This is a genomic window from Nostoc sp., assembly GCF_036917555.1.
In the GTDB taxonomy this organism is placed as follows: domain Bacteria; phylum Cyanobacteriota; class Cyanobacteriia; order Cyanobacteriales; family Nostocaceae; genus Nostoc.
In genome coordinates this window covers 78,744-101,032 of the sequence record NZ_JBALDD010000021.1, presented here as the reverse complement: position 1 = coordinate 101,032, position 22,289 = coordinate 78,744, and the positions used below count along the sequence as shown (strand labels likewise).

Genomic DNA, 22,289 nt, shown 5'->3' with positions numbered 1-22,289 from the left:
CAATGTTGTGCCCTTACGATAATCTGTACCTCACCTTGGCGTAGCCTCTCGTAGAGAAGTTGCAATCTGCTGTATTTCAATGAATTAAACAATAGTTATCATTATTAGAGTTATATACTCATGCCAACCGAACTCAAAAATATACAAACTAAAAATCTAATTTCAATAGGTTTGCTAGTTTTCGTTCCTATTGCTATTGTGGCAGAAAAGTTAGAATGGGATGCATTAATGGTGTTTGGACTTTCAGCACTTGCAATTATTCCGTTAGCAGTTTGGCTGAGTAAAGCCACAGAAGAAATTGCTGTGGTTTTAGGGCCTTCTATCGGAGGCTTGTTAAATGCAGTCTTCGGTAATGCAACTGAGCTAATTATTGCTCTAGTAGCTCTCAAAGGAGGCTTGGTAGATATTGTTAAAGCCAGCATTACTGGAACTATTATCAGTAATCTACTGCTGGTAATGGGGCTATCTATGTTTCTGGGAGGGTTACGCTATAAAGAGCAGACTTTTCAGCCAATGGCAGCGCGAGTCAATGGCTCGACAATGACACTAGCAGTGACTGCAATTGTACTGCCTGCAATGGTGATCACTACATCTAATGTGGTCAAGCAAAGCGCTATTACTAATCTGTCGATTTTTGTAGCAGTCATTTTAATTGTAGTTTATGGTTTTACGCTGTTATTCTCCTTGAAGACTCACAGCTACCTTTACGATGTTGGGGTTGTAGAACTAGAAGATGTTTCTGAAGACGAGGCCGCCACAGAGCAAGATAAACATTCAAAGCCAAACTTGAGCCTTTGGGTTGGTATTTTGCTTGTGGCAACGATTGGTATAGCGTTTGTGTCTGAGATTTTTGTGGGTGCAGTTGAAGAGGCAACAAAAGGACTAGGATTGACACCTTTGTTTACTGGAGTAATTTTATTACCACTAGTTGGAGGTGCAGCCGAATATGTAACTGCTGTCCGAGTAGCGATTAAGAACAATATGGATTTGTCAGTATCTGTAGCAATGGGATCGAGTCTACTAGTTGCTTTGTTGGTTGCGCCGCTGCTTGTGCTAGTTGGGCAGGTAATTGGACAACCAATGGATTTAAACTTTAACTTGTTTGAGGTTGTTGCAGTGATCATTGCAGTGGTTATTGCCAACTTAATTAGTTTGGATGGTCGCTCTAACTGGTTAGAGGGGATGTTGCTGCTAGCAACCTATGCTATATTGGGTGCTGCCTTCTACTTCCATCCAGTTTGAGCGCTAATCGGGCAATGGCGCTGTTATGCCGTTAATTATATCTGGCTGATTATTAAACGCTTTTTGGAGATGAAAGCGAAACCAAACTCTATTGACGGGTATAACGATGTTTCACCCCAATCGGGAAATATTCAAAATCACCCATTGGAGCTAATGTAACTTGTGGTGTTTGATATTCTGGGGGAACATAATTAGCAAACTCGCTATTTAAGCGGAGCAGTTGTGAAAGAATGGAAGATGCGATCGCAAGTCTTTGAGCTTCGCTACCCTCTACCCCAACTGCTAATTCCACAACTACAGATAAAAATCGGTTTTTGTCAGCATCTTCCTTCACCTGCAACACGAATTTACCTGTCACCCATTCTTGAATTACTGGTTGTTCTAATCCCACCGTTACATTTTCGGGATAAATATTTGCGCCAAAGTAAGAAACTGTAAAGTTAGAACGCCCAAAGACATAAACAAAAGGTAGCTGATGAATACCTCTTGGTAATTCTTGAGTGTCAGAACGCAGATTTTCGAGAGGGTTAAATCCCCATTCTGCTAAAAATTGCAGCATAGCGTCATAACTAATTATCCCGCCAGTATCCAAGATGTCATAACGCACTAAGGGAATACCGTTATCTCCCGAAAACAGCAATCCGCCATCTTGTACTTCAAAAAAGCGAGTGAAAGGATCGTATTGTACTAGTGTGGGTAAACGCGATTCCCCAAATAAAGCTCTAGCTACATCGGGATTTTCTGCCAAAAAACGGCGAATGTAGATACTTAACGGTGTTTCATTACCCAAAACTCCCGCATCCGCCGTGCCGTAAAGTGATGCAAAATCATAACAAGGATTTCGCGAACCAACTCTTTCAGCAACTAAACTTCGCCATTCTTCACTAAATACTTCTCCCGCCATAACTAATTTAATCTGATATTGCTGCCACTCCACACCACGAGCGATACCAGTATCAATCACATCTTTTAAAAATGGCGGGTATCCCAATAACACCACTTGCTCAAAACCTGAACCAAGTTCCTGCACAACTCGCAAAATTTCTTCTTTGTTATTACCAGGAGTAATTACAGTGATGAGATAACCTTTGCTAGCAAGATAACGACAGCAATTAGTGGTAAACATCCCACCTACCCAAGTGCCTAAAGTGAAACAAATCACTGCTAGGGTACGTCTGCTATCTGTATAGAAACTATCGTGAAAAATCTGTTCAAAGCGTGTGGCTATTTGGAGTTCATCTGTGAAAAAACGAGGCCAAAATGTCGGTTTACCACTAGAACCTGATGAAGCAGCTATCATGTCGCACTCTTGGAGTTGTCCGTTACGGCACAAGTCAGCTAGAGGATAACGCAGTATATAATTTTGTTTAGCGATCGCTGGTAATTTCTGAAACTCCTCTAAAGTTTGAATAGTCGTGGGATTAATTTCCCTTTCTTCTAAAAACGCCTTGTAAGCTGGGACATTAGCCGCCACATCGTGAAATAAACTCAAAGCTGACGGAATTTGAGTGTTGAGATGCCGTTGCAGTATCGTTTCTAAGGGGGTAGACAAAAAGTCTTCAAATGCTTTAATTACTTGCTGCTGTCTTAATTTGCCGTTCATGACGCTTGCTTATTTATTCTTAATTAGAACCAACACCGTTAAAATAATTCGTAATTCGTAATGACGCTCTCTAGGAGACGCTCAAAGCGAAGGTGGACTCGCTAACGTAATTCGTAGAATATCCGAAAATGAGGGTATACGCGTTGTAGTCTTTCAATAAAACCTTAATTTATCCTTCAGCACCATGCAGCTCTATTGCAGTAAACAACACACAAATAATGGTAGTAACCGCTTTTGTACCCATTGTGGTGAACCATTACCTCTTGCTGTGGGACAGGTTGTGGATAATCGCTATCAAATTATCCGTCATCTAGGGCAGGGCGGCTTTGGACGCACCTATTTGGCGGAAGATATCAATAAATCCCATCAAACCTGTGTGCTGAAGGAATTTGCACCCCAAGTACAAGAAAATCAAGATTTACAAAAAGCTAAAGAGTTATTTGAGAGAGAAGCGAGTGTCCTGAAAAAACTCCAGCATCCACAGATTCCCTGTTTTCACGCCTCGCTACAAGTGAAGATAGGCACTAAAGATTTTTTCTTTTTAGTACAAGATTATGTAGATGGTGACAATTATTACCAGTTATTAGAACAGCGTCAAAGTCAAGGAAAAACCTTTAGTGAAGAGGAAGTAATCACCCTCCTGCAACAGATTTTACCTGTGTTATCCTACATCCACTCACGAGATGTAATTCACCGTGATATCTCTCCCGACAATCTAATCTGGCGGTGTTCTGATAATTTACCAGTGCTAATTGATTTTGGTGGCGTCAAGCAATTGCCAGCTTCTCAGGGCTTTTGGCGCACCAAGTTGGTTGGAAATAACACTTTGCTGGGTAAAAAAGGCTACGCTCCAGAAGAACAGCTACGGCAGGGCAAAGCATTTTTCAGTAGTGATTTATACTCTTTGGCGGTGACAACATTAGTGTTGCTCACAGGTCAAGAACCGCAGAAACTATACGACAGCTATCAGGGAATTTGGGGATGGGGAAAGGAAATCCAAGTTAGTCCCAAACTGGAAGCGGTGTTAAAAAAGATGCTGGCTTATAGACCGAGCGATCGCTACCAACGAGCCGAGCAAATCCTCAGAGATTTACCATCGTCAACTGCGACTAAATCCCCAGGTAATTATATTACTAGCAAGATTAAAACGATGGTCGTTGCTCCGGGAAGACAACGCGCCAGTGCTGTTATGAGTAGATTCCAGAGGCAAACGCAAGTGATTGCTAAACCGAGAACTTTCCCTGTTTGGATTCGCCCTTTTGTGATGAGTTTAGGGGGAACGGCTTTAGTTGGATTAACTTTAGCGGCGGGAAATGCAGCCATTCGGGCCGTAACTTCAATCACCATACCATCAATTTCATTACCTTCATTACCGCAAATCCCACACTTTCCAACTGGAAAACCAGTCGGCGACAAAGGAAAAAATAGCGACCTCCAGAAAATTATCAGTCGTCGTCAAGAATTAGAAATTACTGAAGGATTTTTTATTCGCACAGTAGATGATTTATTTTATACAAAAAAACCAGAATTAAAAGGACGTAGCCTGACATCTAAACCTGAAGACGCTGGTTTACGAGATGAATGGTCTGGTATCGCAGACGATTTATTGGATAAACTAGAACAGGCTAAACTCAGTACAGCAGTTCGTCGAAAATTAGGGAACTATAGTCAAAAAGATTACGATACATGGAGACAACAAGCGCGATCGGGTCAGTTTGGGAACTATACAATCGATCAGTTGACTAAAGACACAAATGAAAAATTCGATCGGTTGTTTCCCAATCAGCAGCGTAAGAAACTCAATCAACAGACTTTTGGTCAAATTTGGTATGCGATCGCAGCCGATCAAGTCAGTAAAGTACAATCTGGCAAATAAGGGAACTGGGGACTGGGGAAGAGTAACTAATAATTAATAACTAATAACTAATGACAAATGACAAATGACAAATGACAAAAATATATTGTTCTAAAGGACATGAAAATTCCTTAGGTAGTCGCTTTTGTCTCCAGTGTGGTGAAATGTTGGATACGCCCATGAGTTATAGTATCCAACCGGGACTGACTTTAGGCGATCGCTATGTGATAGTGCGTCAAATTGGCCAAGGTGGCTTCGGACGCACTTATTTAGCTGAAGATGTCAACCGTTTCCGAGAACTTTGTGTTTTAAAAGAATTTTCCCCCCAAGTTCAAACCGCTTACATTGTTCAAAAAGCCGAAGAACTCTTTGAGAGAGAAGCGAGTGTTCTTTATAAACTGCAACATCCCCAAATTCCCCGTTTCCGGGAACTGCTGCGGCTGAATTTAGGGGGCAAAGAATATCTATTTTTGGTGCAAGATTATGTAGAAGGGGAAACTTACAATTCTTTGTTAAATGCCCGGATACAACAGGGTTTGCGCTTTACAGAGGCGGAAATACGCCAATTGTTCCAGCAAATTTTGCCAGTGTTGGAATATATTCACTCTCTAGGAGTAATTCATCGAGATATTTCCCCAGATAATTTAATGCTTCGCACTGTTGACAAATTGCCAGTTTTAATTGATTTCGGCGGTGTCAAACAAGTAGTAGCAACCGTAGCTTCCGAATATTACCAACCCGGTATGGATGCACCTCCGCCAGCACCAACCTTATTAGGTAAAATCGGATTTGCGCCCCCAGAACAAATGCAAACAGGGTTAGTATCTCCCCACAGCGACTTGTATGCAATGGCGGCAACAATGTTGGTTTTACTGACAGGGAAACAACCCCAAGAATTAATTGATACCTATACTCTCAGTTGGCAATGGCGACGGGAAGTTAATCTGAGTCAAAATTTGGCACAGGTATTAGATAAAATGCTATCTGCCAGACCAAGCGATCGCTATCAATCAGCCCGTCAAGTACTCCAAGCCCTCAACTCACCGCCAGCAAACTATCCGCCAACTCAATATCCAACTCCACCACAACCCACATCCGCCACCGTCGCCGTCTCCCCACCTCCCCCACCTTCCCCAACCCCTCCATATCCCTCATATCCCTCATCTTCCCCCTCTTCCTCCTGGTGGACACCAACAAAAACCTTCATTGTGGCGGCGCTAGTCGTTGGTAGTGTGGGATTAATTTGGTGGGGATTGAATGGCAGGCGCGATGTCGGGGAAGTCGAACCTAATCCAACAGCCAGCCCCATTCCAACTAGCGAACAACCAACCGATCCTTTAGCACAATATTCGCCAGCAGAAAGAGAACGCAAAGAAAGATTAAGCGATCGCCGTCAACAGTTGGGTATTGACTCTAACTTCTACGTGAACTTGGTGAATCAAGTTTTTTGGGAGAGAAATCCCAGTTTACGGGGACGTACTCTCAGCAATGGCCCTGAAGATGAGAGTTTACGCGCAGAATGGGATAAAACAGCTTCGGAATTGTTGGAAAAGCTTGCACCATTGAGTAATAATGCACGCCAAAAACTGGGAACTTACACAACTGCTGAACGCGATCGCTGGAAAGTGGAAGTCAACAAAATCAACGTTGGTAGTCGTTCTTTATATGATTTGGGAGATGCTCCATTCTTACGTGTATTCCCTGAGCAACGGGGTAAAAGTTTCCAGAGTCAGCCCATTGGACAAGTTTGGTACGGATTTGTTAGCGATCAACTCAGTGCAATCCTTGCTGGTAGCGCTTTCCAGAAACTTGTCTTTAATCCTGGGGCTACTGGCAAAACAGTCAGCAGTACTCTCCAACCTGGTGGTGGTAAAGTCTTCATTGCTGAACTTGCCAAAGACCAATCTCTAGACTTGAAGCTAGAAGCAAATTCCCAAGTCTTGTTATCAGTCTATTCACCCTCTGGCAAAATTCGATTTTTAGAAGATTCTACCAAGCGTAGTTTGTCAACTAAATTATCAGAAAATGGATTTTATGAGTTTGTTGTGGTTTCCACAGCAACGAAACCAGTAGATTATCAACTCACTATTACAGCGGAAAATCCTACTCCTCTCCCATTTCCAACAGCAACACCCACGGAAACATCTACGCCAACACCAACTCCCACGCTAACGCCAACGCCAACACCCACGCCTATCGAAACCTCCACACCTGAACCGGAACCTACACCAATACCAACTCCTGAGACAACGCCCTAGTACCGCAAGGCGGAAGTCAAAAGAAGCCAGTGCGTTGGAGAGACAGCGCCGTGGGCGGGTTTCCCGACTTGAGGCGACTCGTCGGCTCTGCCGACTTGAACGCCAGTTGCGTCTCCCCTTCTCCCAAAGGGAGAGGCTAACGCCAAGGGAGAAGCAACTGGCGTTCAAAAGTCAAAAGTCAAAAGTTTGTATATCAAGGCTTTTATTTATTTAATTAAAATGGTGGCTTGATTTTTGCCGCGCTGTACTAATAGTCTGTCAAGTTTAAATTGATAGGTAAGCAAGTTTGTAGTAAGGACTTTAGTCTTTAATTTTCTAAGCACTAAAGTGCTTACTACAAACTTTTCATTACTAGCTTAGACATTGTAGTAGTGTCTTTCAACCTGTCTGCACTACACCTAAACGCAACGCAATTCGCTGGTGCTTGGTTGGATCATAGGGTCTACCTCTGTGCATCACCTGTGAGTTGTCCCAAAAAATAATATCTCCTGGCTGCCAAACATGGGAGTAGACCGGCGTGCAGTCTAGAACAGTCGCAAACAAATCCTCCCAGAAATGTTTTGCTGACTCTGGTCTATCTTCCATACCAACTGCGATCGCAGTGTCCGAACCTAAATATAATCCCTTTTTACCAGTGACTTTGTGAGTGGACACAATCGGATGCAGTTTCTTCGGTATATCAGTCTCTACATTGGGTTTTTTAGAAAACATTGGTGGCAAGTGATACATCGACATCTGCTCTAATTGCTGCTGATGTCGAGGATCTAAGTTATTGTACGCTTCTACCATATCGAGAAACTCGGTAGTGTGAGGTTGCCCATCTACACCTTCCGGCACTTGTATTCCATAAAGCATCACAACATATAGTGCGTTCATATCTAGTCCCTCTGTACTGGGGAGACCATCTTTATCATGATGCCATTGCCACGCATATTTCCCGACTGGATCGGGAATCGGCCCCTTAGGATTGCCCAATATATAGACATATTGGCTTTGTAAGTCTGGACTAATATCAGGATCTAATGTTTTTGGAGGACCGCCAAACATAAAATTGCCAAAAGTCTGCTCGGCAAATTCTTTTAATTGTTGTGCGGTAAGCTGTTGTTGTCTGACGACTACAACGCCATGTTTCCAAAGTGATTCTTTTAATTCACGCGACTCTAGATTTGTGAGGCAGTTAAGATTGCAACCGCGCAGGACTTCAATTCCGAGTCTTGGATGGTGCTGGATTGGCTGTTGTTGTTGAGTAATTTGAGTCATTGCTATCTATTTATTTTGGCAGGAAACTATCGGAGTAAACTATATAGTTAATTAGTGCAGATAAGAGATTTGTGTAGTAGTATCTTACCTAAAAAAGTTGGCCAAGTATATTAAATATTCAAGGGTCTACTAATCAAAGTCTGTCGGTAAATCTGGTTGGCGATAATGTTGAAAAAGTCGATTTATTTGTGCTGGTGTCACACGTCCGAGAGAAAGTTCTGGTAACGCACCTTCAGGGAAAAAACCTACTTCTTCAGTTTCAATACTTGATGATGGAGAACCACCAATAAGTTCACAGTGAAAAAACAGCTTGTAGACATAAAACGGTAATGGTGGATGTCCCTGTTTGTTTCTGTCATAGACTGCTAGAAGTTTGATAGCGCGTGCTTGATATCCCGATTCTTCATATACTTCTTTCACAACTACCTCACTAGGCGACTCACCAACATCAGCCCATCCACCAGGTAAAGTCCAACAGCCGTCTACTCGTTCCTTGACTAACAATATAGTATCATCACGAAAAATTGCGCCTCGCACATCAACTTTGGGAGTTGCATATCCTAGTTCGCGGCTAAATAAATCGAGGACATAGCTGTGTTCTACATTTGAGTAACTCGCCATGATTTCCGTGGCGATCGCTCGTAATTGTTTGTAACGTTCGATATCAAAAGGGTTTTCAGAATAAGTCAAACCATTTTGAGCGATCGCTTGTAATTTTTGCCCCCATTCCAGCCATTTATTTTCCACAGTTTTTTCCAAGTTTGTGTAAGTTAGTGCAAGTGCCTGGTTGATAAATTTTATTTGATAATATTTCTTAGTCCATCTCTAAAAATCTGAAAACTTCTAGAGAGGTTGTTTTCTACATCCATGTGCGGAGAAACTTTCTCAGCAAAGTTGATTTTTTGTAAACCTGTCTCATAGCCATATTTTTTGAGGATCTTATCTAGTTGCTCCCATGTACCACCTTTGATAGTATCTGGATTCCGAAATTTGGCTTGCTGGGATAAAGAAATAGGAATCTTTTCATATTCAGCCCTAATTGCTGTCACATCACCTATAAACCATGACTCCAGTTCTTCTACAGCAATTCTATGGAGAACAATATTTCCTTTGTGTTTAGTCACAATACTGCTAGCATCACAAAGTTTCCTCTTTAATTCTTGACAATCACATCTATCTTCATCTACTAAAATCACGATCCGCCAGTCATCCTGCACAGAGTTAGCATAAGCTTTCATCCGCTCAGGCAGTCTTTTTAAAAGTCTAGCTTTATTTTGAAAGTTATGAATTTTCAGCGTATGAGTATCACCTATGATTTTAGGAACAATAAAATTTAAAGCAACTTCAGTTGAAGGTTCTTCTACTAAAAACTCTATATGCATAATTACTACTACTAGTAAGGTAATCCTCTAAAATATCCCTCAGACCACAGATCACCTAAGCCTGCTTGGGATTCTATAAAATGTTTAGCATCATGGATTTGGTCAGCCCTTGTAACAGTTGCATACCCCTTCTCATCGCGTTGGAAAATCCAGAGTTGTCTAGCATCTTTTATTGTGTTAACAAAAAAAGGCGAGTGGGTAGAAACAAATACTTGTGCGCGTTGCGAGTAAGCCTGGGCTTCCTCACTTAAAGAATCAAGCAGTCGATGGTGCAGTCCGTTTTCTGGTTCTTCAATGCAAAGTAATTGAGGAGGATTAGGGTCATTTAATAATATCAAATATGCCAGTAATTTTAGTGTGCCGTCTGAGGAAAACCTTGCTAAAAATGGTTTACTAAAAGGTGCATCTTTAAATAAAAGAGCTAGTCTGCCATCAATTGTTGGCTCCGATTCCACTTTTTCTAACTGGGGAACACGGCTAACCAGTAACTTCAAAATTTTGGATAAAGTTTCTTGATGTTCATCAGCAAGGTATTGAACTACATTGGCAATATTGTCTCCTTCACGAGAGAGATGTTCCATTGCACCAGCAGTCGCTAGCTGACGAGCTTGATCTGGTATGAAATAAGAGAGAAACCATCCCTCAATAAAACGGCGTAAACTAGCAATGCGTGGGTTATCTGATAATTGACCTATAGTTTTAATAGCCAGGGAACTGGGGTCATCCATTTGATAGTGAATTCTTTTATCATTAATTTCGGGATCTTCACCACTAATTACTTCACCTCCCCCATTTTCAAACTTCAGAAAATCAAATGGTTGTCCACGAGAACCGCGCTTCCATTTGAGAGTTTCTCTGGAAACAATTGGCGCTCCATTTTGTAAAGCTATAGCAACTGTATAGGTTATTTTAGGAGATTTATTATCTTCACGATACTTAATTACAATTTCAATTTCTTGACCTTGACAATCACGGGAGATAACTTCTTGAAATCTTCCTCGCTTTTCTAAGGCTTTGCGAACATTAGTAGTAAGGCAATCTGAAAGAAAACCTATCACATCAAAAAAAGTAGTCTTGCCACTACCATTAGGGCCAAGGAACACGGAAAAAGGTTTAATATCTTTTAGGGTAATATTTTGCAAAACCCTATAGTTTTTGACAGAAATTTCTTCAATTCTTGCCATTACAGTTTCACCTCCACAATTTTGGTAGTATGGTTGCCAAAAATGCTAATAAATACAGTAAGGGTACGGTATACCGCACCCTTACTACAATTGTCAAAAACTACCAGATTTTTTTCAGTAGCTTAAGAGCTAATTTTCTTAAGCATCATCTAAAGCTGCAATTCCAGGCAATACCTTGCCTTCAAGTAACTCCAAGCTAGCGCCGCCGCCGGTGGAGATGTGGCTCATTTGATCAGCTAAACCAACCTTTTCCACAGCCGCTACTGAGTCGCCACCGCCAATGATGGTAGTTGTGCCAGTTTTGCCAATTTCGGCCAGGGTATGAGCGATCGCTTCTGTACCTGCGGCAAACTTATCAAACTCAAACACACCCATCGGCCCGTTCCAAATTACTGTTTTGGTATCTGCAAGGGCTTCTTGGAAAACTTTTACTGAGTCTGGGCCAATATCCAAACCTATACCATCATCGGGGATGTTCTCAATGCTGACGGTTGTCGCATTAGCATCAGGAGCAAACTTATCTGCTGATACGATATCCGTGGGTAACAAGAAGGTAACGCCCCGTTCTTTAGCCTTAGCTTCCAAAGATTTCGCTAGTTCTAGCTTGTCTTCTTCCACCAACGACTTACCGATATTTAAACCACGAGCTTTGTAGAATGTGAAAATCATTCCACCGCCGATGATTAGCTTGTCGCACTTCTCCAGCAACGTTTCAATTACGCCAATTTTACTGGAAACTTTGGAACCACCAATAATTGCCGCCAAAGGACGTTGGGGATTTTCAATAGCGTTTTGCAGATATTCCAATTCCTTTTCAACCAAATATCCAGCCACAGAAGGACTGAGGAATTTAGTCACGCCTTCAGTAGAAGCATGAGCGCGGTGTGCAGTACCAAAAGCATCATTTACATAAAAATCAGCATTAGCTGCCAATTTTTTCGCAAATTCTGCATCATTTTTCTCTTCTTCTGGATAAAAACGGACATTTTCTAGTAACAGCACTTGGCCATTTTGCAGGGCGCCAACTTTCGCTGCAACTTCATCGCCAATGGAGTCATCAGTTTTAATGACTTCTTGCCCCAGTAACTCAGACAGACGCTTGGCAACGGGAGTTAGGCGTAATTTGTCATCCACACCCTTGGGACGACCAAAATGGCTGGTGAGAATGACCTTAGCTCCCTTCTGCGTCAAATCTTGGATGGTTGGTAGAGCGGCGCGAATGCGAGTATCGTCGGTAATGTTGCCTTGATCGTCCACAGGTACATTAAAGTCAACCCGCACTAAGGCACGTTTCCCAGATATATCAGCCGAAGATAAACTTGCTAAACTTTTTTTGGACACACCAAACTCTCCTGATTGCCTTTTTGTTATTGTTTTGAAAGTAGAACCATCAAGATTTTACCGGAGTCAGGGGTACCCAAGTGACAGATATATTTAAGACGGTATTATTTCCTATCGATCAAAGCCGGGAAACGCGGGAAGCTGCTGATGTTGTTACCAACGTAGTCAAAAAGTACAGCAGTCGCTTGGTGCTGCTGTCTGTGGTAGAAGAACCGCCTCCAGACGCGCCCAGTGCAGACGATCCGATGGTGTCGCCAGAGGTAGTTGCGAAACTGCTGGAAAATGCCCAATCTTTATTTTCTGGGCAAGGAATTCAATCTGAAACCTTAGAAAGGCGAGGCAAACCAGCTTTTACGATCTGCGATGTCGCTGATGAAATTGGGGCAGATTTAATTATCATGGGCTGTCGGGGGCTAGGCTTGACTGAAGAGGGAGCAGATGATAGTGTTACTACTCGCGTGATTAACCTTTCCCCTTGCCCAGTGCTGATTGTGCCTTAGCAGTGTGTTGCTCAATACTAGTAAATTTGTAGTGCGATCGCTAATAAAAAGTTCTGCGGTTGTTGTAAAAACGGGGCTGAGGAAGGTTGTCCTAGATTTAGTCATGCTAAATACAGGCATCAAGTTTTAGCCTTAATCGAGCATTATTGACTTCTGCCTCCTGCCTCCTGCCCCCTGCCTCCTACCTCCTGCCTCCTTAAACCTTAGTGTTCTGAATTTTTTGATTATTATCTAATTTTCTGATTCCTCCAAAAACAATTAACCAAACTACTACTACAATCCAGTGAATTAAAACGATCGCAAATAAAGATCCTGTTAGGGTATATGCAACAGTACATGTAACTCCCAAAAATCCAGCTAAAAAAAGAAAAACATAATGTTTGCGGGTGATTGGGGTTTGCGCGTATCCAAGTTTGAATTTGAGGAGTTGTAGTAACTTGGTTTTTAATTGCCAGTATTGCAGCATAAAGTGCTTGGCTTGCGTCTTGGATACATAAGGTAGCAGGTGATACTATTGCACCACCAGTTCCATCACCAACTCGATAACGTGCCATTGTTACCTGTAATTGTTGCTGGAATTGCTCTAAAGGCGAAAGTTTGACACCATCAAAATCATAATCCTGCGTTACAGGGTCGAATTTGATCAGAATATCTGATACTGGACGTGTTGAGAAATTAAATATGCTTTACCTAAAACCCTTGTAAAGACATAGTATTTCTACGTCTCTACATTCTTTATCACCAAATGTCTAATGACAAACAGAAAATTCTGAGCGTCGTAAGTCGGCGCTCAGAACTTCGGAGACAAACCTGGCGTGGTGTAAACATGTACTGTTTATTTGCCCAACAGTTTAAAAACGATAGTTGCGATCGCGCACCCACATACTAAGTGGCACTGCCTTACCTTGTGGATCTACTTTCGCTTTTACCACAATAGGTGGTACTTGTCCTCTGCGGGCGCGTTGGGCTTGTAAGTCGTTCTGAATCTGCTGCCGTTGGTTTTCTGGGATGTAATATGTTTCCAAGCCGTAGTTAACAGAGCCATCCTGATAAACACCTTTTAAAGCTGCTTGGTTGGCTCTAAGAGTTGTAGGGCGATCGCTACTTACTCGTAACGGTCTCCAAGCTCTCGGAACACCGCGACCAGAAGATAATTGCTCTTGCAAAGTTACGTAAATATTGGTTCCTTCAGGCAATCTTCTGCCGCTTCCACGACCTTTGCTGACTAATGTTTGCCAGCCAGGTAGTCTGCTCAAATTTGAGGTACGGGATATGTTGTAATCTAACGCTAAGGTGTTACCTTCTATCACATTGTTAGGGTCTACAGGTACGGTTTGTAAAATCACCGTCTTACCTGTTACGTCTGTATAAACTGCTTGGGCTGGTACTGCCATAATTAGCCCTGTTTGCAGCGCCAGGGGAGCAAGTAACCGCCAAAAAGGTAAGGGCTTATTCGATTTTTGTTCAGTAGCAATCAAGTAATCCCGAAAAGTCACCTTATTGGAAAATTCGGCTTCGGGAGACAAGGGTTTATTTTTAGATTCAGAAGAAGTATTAGTCATGAGCGTAGTCCTAAAAAGCAGAGGTCTTGAGGAGGTTAAAAGTAACAAGATTAGGACTGACGCAGAGAAACTTTAAAAATTTTGACGCACAGAGATTTTGATGATGGGCAGATTTCTGAATTCTGTTAGCGGATAGCTAGGGTTTAGCCCATTCTGAATTTACACTACTTTTTACTTGTAGAGCTAGAGCCACCAGTTAGACGGCGTTCAAACCAGAGTCCGGCGCTAATTAAAGCAGAACCGCACAGGACATAGACCAGCGACTTAAAAAGTAAGTCGGTGTCGTACTCCTGCACGCGACTGATAATTTGCAGTGTTACTAACAGCATACCGCCCCAAAAGGAACTTCTGTTGCTTAATTTCAATCCTTCTTGAATTAGTCCCCAGGCTAATGTTGCAAGAAGTACATTGAAAATAAAAATGCCAAGTTCATCAATCCGGCTGATAGTTTGATGCCAAAAAGGTACTATTGCAATAAAGACAAGAAATGTACTAATGACAGCAGTGGTGAAAATCACTTCGCGGCGCGGAGGATTATTTCTTTGGCGCAGTAGAAACAACCATTGTAATACTGCCAAGCCGCTGAGAATCCCTAAATCGATAATTGGCAGAGACTCGAATAAGTTTGTCAAATTCGTTGGCTGATTAAAACTATTATCTAGAGATTCCCAGACCCAACGAAAAGACAAAACGTAAAAGACGATGCCAAAGCATAGCAACGCTAAATTACGGGCTATAGATTGAAACAATCTATAATTTATGGTTGGAAACAGTAAATCATCATAACTCCAGAATAATGCAGGTGGCAGTGCAAAAGCAAAAGATGCCACCCAAGGAGCTATATCAGCATAATTCAGCAGTGGCAGTGGATTAAGGTTAGCTTGTAAGGAACTAGCAAAAACAAAGGCTGCTAGACCAAAAATCCAACGGGATCGACAGAAGTAAGCTAAAGGTACAAATACTAGCCATGCCAACAAAGGCATATGCTGCACTACTAGCCGCGACCAAGTTAACTCTCCTGTTGCGTACCATAAGTCTTCTAGTCCAGTCCAGTAGCCGATTTCCACGAGGACAATTGACAGAATTCCTAAAGAATTTAAGGATAAACTGAAGGCCATGACCACAACACCGAATCCCCAAGCGAGAAACAGTTGGGAAGCTGAACCGATGATATTGAACATCTGGGCCATCAGCAGTAAATTTGCACCGAAGATGAAGGCGCTTAAAATTAATAATCCTTCTCCCAGTAGGCGTTTGCTTCGTTCTGGCTTCTTTCCTTCAGGTGGTCTCCAGCTGTAAAATCCAGTGATCGTGATCGCAAAAAACAAACTCATCATCAGAATAATTTTGATTTCTCGCGATCCTCCCTGCCAGTTTCCTGATACAAAGGTAATTATGCCTAAGCATAAAAGTATGCTACCGATAGTGATCGCGATCGCTTTATTGCGATCGCGTGCAGCAGCTTCCAGGTTTTTAAATTGATAACGTTCTGCTATCTGCTCATACTGCGAAGAACTAATAAATCCTTCATCCCTCCATAATTGTGCTTGTTTGCGTAATTTTTCCTGAAAACTATCTAAGAACATGACCTTCTCCGGTGCAGTGGGGTAGCTTGGCCATTGCGATCCCAATGGCGGTCATTATATTTTGAGTATGAAGCCAAAAGCCTTAATTACATTGTTCTTGTGTAACAGTTTGATTTTGATTCAGATACAACCTACTAATTCGTAATTCGTAATTGATAAGAAAACTTTGATGTTCAACTATTCTTACGAAAATCAAGTGTAATTGCTTTCACATCAATTTTTAAAACTTCTTTACTATTTTCAATAGCTTTTTAAGTTGATTCACTTTGATGTAATAAAAGTGCCTACAGTAGCTGTACCCATGACACCTGCAATTAATCCAAAATGAAACATTTTAATACCTCAGTAACTATTTACTAATTCTCTTTAATAGAAACTGTAATTTAAATCAGGGTTATCTCAGTTTTTATTGTGAAACTTTCATAAAATATTTTTTGTCTTGGCAGTAAACCCTTCCCAGTGAAAGTGATCGCTACGAAGGTTAGACTCGGTTATGGAAGTAAAATTGTAGAAGTTCAACAGGAAGAAAGATGACTGACACACCCGAATACTTCCCTAGCCGACTAGACCGCGCTGAACAAATAATCTTAGGATTAGCTGAAAGACAAGCTAATACCCAGGAACAAGTAGATGAACTAAGGCAAGAAATGAGGGAACTTACAACAAAGATTGACACCCTCACAGATAATGTTGACCGTGTTTTAGCTCGTAGTGCAATTTTGGATGATGTATTACTTGAGCTACGTGATGGTCACGAACAACACCAGCGTAATTTTGAAGAACATCAGCGCACCACAAACGCAGCATTACAAAGTCTTGAATCTATCTTGTTACAGTTAACTATAAATAATTCTTGATGACTTACTTAATATTAATTAAATAATCCTCGTTAAAAACTAACGAGGATAGAAATAAACTCTTGGAGCGCACAACGATTTATTCCCCACCAAGTACTTCATTCGCTACACGTTTGATATTCTGTCATTCCTTCTTGAGCCACGACCCCATACTACCACCAATTACACCCATTAGCCTTGTAACTAAAGGGTTTAACTAGTGTAACAGGTTACTGTAACCTAATGTAACCGAGGCAAAGTTGCTGTAACCTTGGGGCGGGTTGAGCGGCGATCGCAGAAAAGCCTCTTCGATATGCGATAGAAGATGTTCTTCGCACAGCGTCCTAACTGCCTTAGCGATTGCTATAATTCATAATCTTCATGGAAAAACCTTCTAATTTATTACTTAAAGTCTCGCGGCGTTTGTTCACTAATCTAGATGAACAAGAAAAATTTATCGAGGCTTTAATGAATCCTCAGCCTTTTTCACCTAGTATTCTTTGGTGTCAAGAAAAGCTAGATATTTCACCTTTGGCAGTGGAAACACCAATCTCTTGGCAACCACAATTTATAGACCGCTTATCTTTAGGACAAAAACCTGGTCAGCATCCCTTGCATGAAAAAGGATATTTCTATTGTTTAGATTTTTCTTCAGTGTTTGCAGCTACTACTTTGTTAGGTATTCCTGAGTCAGTGCGTTTAGTTTTTGATATGTGTGCCGCACCGGGAGGTAAAAGTATCTTCGCTTGGAGAGCTTTAAAACCTGAATTGCTCATCAGTAATGAAGTAATTGGCAAACGTCTGGGAATGCTAATTTCTAATTTGAAGCGTTGCCAGGTTAGCCCTAGCGCAGTGGTTAATCGAGATTCGAGCATATTTGCCGAAATGTTTCCCGGCTCTAGCAATCTAGTCATAGTAGATGCTCCGTGTACTGGACAATCTTTACTTGCTAAAGGTGAAAAAGCGCCTGGATGTTTTCATCCAACTGCTATTAATAAGAGTGCAAATCGGCAAAAGCGTATTATAGCTAATTCTGCTAAAATTGTTTCACCACAAGGCTATCTTGCTTATATGACTTGTACATATTCACCTGAAGAGAATGAGCAAGTTTGTGAATGGTTTTTGGAACGGTTTCCCAAGTTTGAAGCGATAGAAATTAGTAATTTAGCCAAATATCAATCGCATTTAATGACGATGCCTTGTTATCGGATATTTCCTCAAGATAGGTTAGGTGCTGGTGCATTTACAGTCCTATTTAAAAATACTAATGAGGATGAAGAGGAGCCTAAAGAAATAGATTTAAATACAATCTCTTCGCTGTATATCTACCAAAATTTGAAAAATTCAAATTATATCATGTCTGTATAATTAGTTATGACTTAGTTGGGGAACTATATTTGATTAAGCGTAACCCTTCTAGTCTGAGAGCTTCAGGATAGAGAGCTTTGTAAATATTGCAATTTGGAGATTGAATATCGTAACGACCTGTAGCTTTAAACGTTGCCAGAGAACAACCACCTGTACACCAATATTTCCACTCACATGTACGACAGCCTTCTTTTTCTTCAACTGACAAATTCTGAATACCTGCTTTATCTTGTCGCACCAGAGTTAAAGGATCTTGAGTTTTAGAAGAAGATATAGTTTTATGTAGTTGCATCTGGCATTTAGCAATTTCCCCTTTGTAATCAAATACGAGATAGCTTTGCCCAACTCCACAAGTTCGTTTATGAGGAGATGCTAAATTAGCACGATCAATCAATGAACCTAGTAAGCTTCGATTAGGTAATTTCAATTCAATAACTTTGAATGCTGCCAACATTCCCTCAATTAGCCGAGATTCTTCTAGTTGCAAGTCTTCATAAGAAGCTGACAGTTCGTTTTCTCGATAGAAATTTAAACTAAATGGCAGATTATATTCTAATATCCATTCTAGAAGATCGGGTAATCCTTCTGCATTCCGCCCACTAACTGTGATGGAAACATCTGGTATTAAACCATTTTGCAAGGCAATCTTAATACCTCGTTCAACATCTTGAAACGATCCCTTTCCGCTTGCATAAGAACGTTGGATATTGTGGAAATTTGATAATCCATCTAGTGAAATCATTAGACGCAGATTCAAGATTTGTAGCATCTCAATAATCTCAGGCGTAATCAATGTTCCATTACTAAGAACGACTCCATCTAATATGATATCTGTTTCTTTAGTAAGAGATTGAGCGTACAAATGGAGATCCTTAATTAAAGGAGAGCATAGTAATGCCTCTCCTCCTGCATATTTCAGTTTGACACGGCGGTAATGATTTAAGATAGCAGAGCAAAATATAGATTCAATAGCTGCTTTACCTATATCTATTGACATATCCTTTGCTACATGCGGAAGATAGCAGTAATCACATCTTAAGTTACAGCGATCGGTGATATGCAACCATGCTGTTAAAGTTTCTGGTATTTCATTTAAGTTAAATGAGCAATAATTATTCGGTGCAATTAAACGTGCTTGATATAGTTCCTGAATAGCTGTCTGTAAGTCTATTGGGTCAATGTCAGGATGCTCTATTGCAATATCATCTAATCTCTGAGGATTTGTAAATTGTTCGAGTAAAAATATCGCTGATTGATTCAAAACTGCTACTTTATGATAAGTACCATAACAGATAGAATAAGTATCATCTAAATTCATTATCTGCGAGTTAGGAACTCTCACAAATTCTGTGTCCAACATCCCCAGAGATAATCGAATATCTGAGCTTAATTCTGTTAAAGGGGATAAGTCACAGGCACAATCCCCTCCATCACAGTCGCATTGGCCAGTTGGTAGATAAGTAGAATTAAAAGAAACTAAAATTTGGGGTCGCTCAATTTTTTTACTAAGCATGAGAAGATGGCTGTTTTGTGGCACGTATTCTAGTCAGGAACATTTGTTGATCGCACCATTCCTTGAGAGCTTTATGATCTTTCCAGTGAGATTTTAGTTGCTGAATCAGAGTTTTAGAAAGTTCTATAGGCAACCGTTCAATTTTCTTTTGGAGCAAATTTAGCTCATGTTTGATCGAATACGGCCCGAAACCTCCATGTTGAAAGATTTGGGGTATTCCTTGAGCATATTTACTAAAAGCAAAGTTGTAGTTAGCTTGTTGAAATGCAACATCACCTTCTATCCGTAACATCCGGCCAAAGTATAGTGTATGGATATTTTGATATGATTGGAAGCGATCGCTAAGTTCTTGGGCATAATCAGAAATATGCTCGTAGGCTTTTGCATAATAATCAAACTCTGCTTTACCTACCAGGCTATCGATGGCATACCGCATGTCATTGTACTCTAAACTAGTCTGATAAGAGCGATCATTGAGTTTTAAAGCTTGGTCTTGTAGCGTGCGATCGCCTGTTTGAAACCCAAGGTGCCAATAGACACTAGCAATTTGGTGCAAAATTCCAGGTAATTCCTCTTCAAGTCCGTATTTCTCTGCCAGTTTCAGGCTTTTTTCTAAAGCATTTTGAGCAAGACTTAGCACATTGAGATCCCACTGCACCTGTGTCACATCCCAAACAGCTTCATTTACTACCTCAGCACTAAACCACTGATTTAAGCCTAACTGAAAGTATGCCCTACACAATATTTGATTATCGTTTTCTTCATTGTCACAACGGCTTAACGCTCGTTCAAGTAGTTGTTTAGCTTTAACATAATTACCATTATCTACCAAAATAGTAGCAGAGGCAATTTCGGCATTGGCTATTTCGCGTTCACTCTCAACACTCGACCACATATCAATAGCAGCCTTAAAACACTGTTCAGCCTTTACGTAATCTTTTTGTTGTCCGTACAAAAATCCCAAGTTATTCTGAATGCTAGCCATAACTTGAGTTAAGCCTTTGTCAGGAGTATCAATTTCCATAGCAGCCTCCCAACCTAGTTTGTAATATTTCTCAGCTTCCTGAAAGTTGTTGAGTTGTCGATGCAGATAACCAACTAGGTTAGCTACAGCAGGAATAGCGTATGATAGCTTTTTACCTTGAACTAGGGCTAAACACTCTTGTTGATATTTTAAAGCTTCTGCATAAAGGTGTAACTTAGTATTTAGCATTCCCAAGACATTGTAAATATCCGCTTGATGAGAAGAATTAGAAGATTGAGCGGATAGCATTCCCTCTAGCTTCACTAGTTCATTTTCTTTTGTACTCTTATCTTTAAGAGCGTGAACAATCTTTGATTCAAAAATAATCAATTTAAATTTTTGATCGGGATTTAGCTCTGTTTCAAACTGTTTAGCAATTACCAATAATTGATTTACAAAACCAATTTTTTTTGATTGGCGGCGTATCCTATCAGTAACTTCCTGCCAAGTTTCAAAGCCGATTATTGGATTGGCATATAAAGCATTCCAGAGCCATCGCGTAGTATTAAATTCTCGCAGTTGCTTAACTTCTTCAATCAGAAACTTGATGTTAGCAACTTCATGAGAATCATCAGAGTAACGTTGAACCTCCAATATCCTTTTTTGTGGCCCTAAATCATAATCTTTTTGCTCAAAATATTTGGCAGCAATCCGACTATCTCGTTTTCTCCATTCCAAATCGGGGTCAATATCTGCCCATACGTATTTTTCAACCAAGTCTCGCACAATATCATGTAATGATATTTGAGAACCACCGATTACTGGTTTGATAAAAAAGTAGCTTTGTGCATCAATAAATAATCTTTGAGCATCTTCTGTAGATAGTTCTAATAAATTAGCAATATCAGAGCTATCTAATGGGTAGATACGTGAAAGCAACAGAGTTAACCGATCCATTGATGTCCGAAGCTGTGTAATATGTCGAACCATCTCAGCTTCAAATCCACCAGTTTTTTCTAATCTGCTGGGAATAGTTTCTATATCTTCAATCTCTAACCAATCTGGTATGACTTCCCGATAAGCATACTCTACTCCAAATTCAATCATGATCGGGCTACCACCAGAAAGAACTATGATCTTTTTAACCAATTCTTGTCCGAGAGTAAAGTGAAGCTGCTCTTCCTTGCAACGAATGTATGTTTGTACATCTTCATGAGTAAATTCATTTAATTCTAAATAAGTTAATTCTTCTTCTTTGAATGATTTTTCTAGAATTTGATGAGCAATATTAGGGCGACCTGCTAAAATAAATACGGCATTCTCTATTTGATGACATAAATCACCAATACACTCCCAAACTTGCTCTCTGATATCTGCTTGTCCTAACTTCTCAACCGTATCAATTAGAAATACCAATCTCTGTTGGCTGGATTTTCGATTAATTTCATCGACCAAGAACTTTTCAAGTTGTCTGCGTTCTTGTTCGTATGCAATTTGACTGAGGCGATTTTCATCTTCTCGCAGTTGTCGTAACCGCAGCAACCATTCTTTATATGTATAGTCGTATAATTGTTTGGCGATTTGAGTGTATAAATCTTCTGCATCATTAAAAACAGGGATATCGCAATCAATAATTTCACTTGTTCCAATTTGAACTTGGTTTAGACGGGATTTTAATGCATGAAGCAACCAAGTTTTGCCAATACCACCTCTACCTTCTACTAAAACTACACGTAGTTTATTAGACTCTTGAACAAGGGAAATAATTCGATTTAGATGTTCTGCACGACCAACAAACTCTAATTTATTTAGTTCAGACATAATAGACTCCTATT

17 protein-coding genes and 1 pseudogene are annotated in these 22,289 nt (G+C 40.6%); 6 read left to right on the top strand and 12 right to left on the bottom strand.

The window, feature by feature from the left end; translation table 11 throughout:
* Positions 1-120 precede the first annotated feature (120 nt).
* Positions 121-1,242 (top strand): calcium/proton exchanger, encoded by a 1,122-nt coding sequence (gene cax / locus V7K60_RS07670; protein ID WP_334924296.1) that lies wholly within the window; start codon positions 121-123, stop codon positions 1,240-1,242.
* A gap of 88 nt (positions 1,243-1,330) precedes the next feature.
* On the opposite strand, the gene V7K60_RS07665 is transcribed toward cax, so the two are convergent.
* Positions 1,331-2,845: a phenylacetate--CoA ligase family protein gene (locus tag V7K60_RS07665; RefSeq protein ID WP_334924294.1), complete on the bottom strand. Its 1,515-nt coding sequence runs from the start codon at positions 2,843-2,845 to the stop codon at positions 1,331-1,333.
* A 184-nt stretch (positions 2,846-3,029) separates the two neighbouring features.
* Between V7K60_RS07665 and V7K60_RS07660 the strand changes: the two genes are divergently transcribed.
* Positions 3,030-4,721 carry a serine/threonine-protein kinase gene (locus V7K60_RS07660; RefSeq protein ID WP_334924292.1) on the top strand — a complete coding sequence of 564 codons (1,692 nt, stop codon included), beginning with the start codon at positions 3,030-3,032 and terminating at the stop codon, positions 4,719-4,721.
* Positions 4,722-4,792: 71 nt separating this feature from the next.
* Positions 4,793-6,958 (top strand): serine/threonine-protein kinase, encoded by a 2,166-nt coding sequence (locus tag V7K60_RS07655; protein ID WP_334924290.1) that lies wholly within the window; start codon positions 4,793-4,795, stop codon positions 6,956-6,958.
* Positions 6,959-7,336: 378 nt separating this feature from the next.
* Here the strand turns inward: V7K60_RS07655 and V7K60_RS07650 are convergent, their stop codons facing one another.
* From V7K60_RS07650 to V7K60_RS07630, 5 genes are all read right to left on the bottom strand, one after another.
* A complete protein-coding gene (locus V7K60_RS07650; protein WP_334924288.1) occupies positions 7,337-8,218 on the bottom strand; it encodes a TauD/TfdA dioxygenase family protein in 882 nt (293 codons plus the stop codon).
* A gap of 129 nt (positions 8,219-8,347) precedes the next feature.
* Complete coding sequence (locus V7K60_RS07645) at positions 8,348-8,965, bottom strand: NUDIX hydrolase (RefSeq protein WP_334924286.1); 618 nt, start codon at positions 8,963-8,965, stop codon at positions 8,348-8,350.
* Positions 8,966-9,015: 50 nt separating this feature from the next.
* Complete coding sequence (locus V7K60_RS07640) at positions 9,016-9,600, bottom strand: DUF4276 family protein (RefSeq protein ID WP_334924285.1); 585 nt, start codon at positions 9,598-9,600, stop codon at positions 9,016-9,018.
* An 11-nt stretch (positions 9,601-9,611) separates the two neighbouring features.
* The gene (locus tag V7K60_RS07635; protein ID WP_334924283.1) at positions 9,612-10,784 is read right to left on the bottom strand and encodes an AAA family ATPase; all 1,173 of its coding nucleotides are present in this window, start codon (positions 10,782-10,784) and stop codon (positions 9,612-9,614) included.
* Positions 10,785-10,922: 138 nt separating this feature from the next.
* Positions 10,923-12,125: a phosphoglycerate kinase gene (locus V7K60_RS07630; protein WP_334924281.1), complete on the bottom strand. Its 1,203-nt coding sequence runs from the start codon at positions 12,123-12,125 to the stop codon at positions 10,923-10,925.
* A gap of 89 nt (positions 12,126-12,214) precedes the next feature.
* Between V7K60_RS07630 and V7K60_RS07625 the strand changes: the two genes are divergently transcribed.
* Complete coding sequence (locus V7K60_RS07625; RefSeq protein WP_334896781.1) at positions 12,215-12,625, top strand: universal stress protein; 411 nt, start codon at positions 12,215-12,217, stop codon at positions 12,623-12,625.
* A 196-nt stretch (positions 12,626-12,821) separates the two neighbouring features.
* On the opposite strand, the gene V7K60_RS07620 is transcribed toward V7K60_RS07625, so the two are convergent.
* From V7K60_RS07620 to V7K60_RS07605, 4 genes and pseudogenes are all read right to left on the bottom strand, one after another.
* Entirely contained in the window at positions 12,822-13,091 is a 270-nt protein-coding gene (locus tag V7K60_RS07620; RefSeq protein WP_334924279.1) for a hypothetical protein, read from the bottom strand.
* A pseudogene (locus V7K60_RS07615) lies at positions 12,994-13,296 on the bottom strand (type II CAAX prenyl endopeptidase Rce1 family protein); the annotation flags it as partial. The gene V7K60_RS07620 and the pseudogene V7K60_RS07615, both read right to left, overlap by 98 nt.
* 180 nt (positions 13,297-13,476) lie before the next feature.
* The gene (locus V7K60_RS07610; RefSeq protein WP_334924277.1) at positions 13,477-14,187 is read right to left on the bottom strand and encodes a GDYXXLXY domain-containing protein; all 711 of its coding nucleotides are present in this window, start codon (positions 14,185-14,187) and stop codon (positions 13,477-13,479) included.
* A gap of 164 nt (positions 14,188-14,351) precedes the next feature.
* Entirely contained in the window at positions 14,352-15,773 is a 1,422-nt protein-coding gene (locus V7K60_RS07605; protein ID WP_334924275.1) for a DUF2157 domain-containing protein, read from the bottom strand.
* A 530-nt stretch (positions 15,774-16,303) separates the two neighbouring features.
* Here V7K60_RS07605 and V7K60_RS07600 point away from each other — a divergent pair.
* A complete protein-coding gene (locus V7K60_RS07600; protein WP_334924274.1) occupies positions 16,304-16,630 on the top strand; it encodes a hypothetical protein in 327 nt (108 codons plus the stop codon).
* A 360-nt stretch (positions 16,631-16,990) separates the two neighbouring features.
* On the top strand, positions 16,991-17,977 hold the full coding sequence (locus V7K60_RS07595) for an RsmB/NOP family class I SAM-dependent RNA methyltransferase (protein ID WP_334924272.1): 987 nt from the start codon (positions 16,991-16,993) through the stop codon (positions 17,975-17,977).
* Between the two features lie 4 nt (positions 17,978-17,981).
* Here the strand turns inward: V7K60_RS07595 and V7K60_RS07590 are convergent, their stop codons facing one another.
* Complete coding sequence (locus tag V7K60_RS07590) at positions 17,982-19,490, bottom strand: radical SAM/SPASM domain-containing protein (protein WP_334924270.1); 1,509 nt, start codon at positions 19,488-19,490, stop codon at positions 17,982-17,984.
* Positions 19,483-22,275: a tetratricopeptide repeat protein gene (locus V7K60_RS07585; protein WP_334924268.1), complete on the bottom strand. Its 2,793-nt coding sequence runs from the start codon at positions 22,273-22,275 to the stop codon at positions 19,483-19,485. The genes V7K60_RS07590 and V7K60_RS07585 overlap by 8 nt, the downstream gene beginning before the upstream one ends.
* Positions 22,276-22,289: the final 14 nt, after the last annotated feature.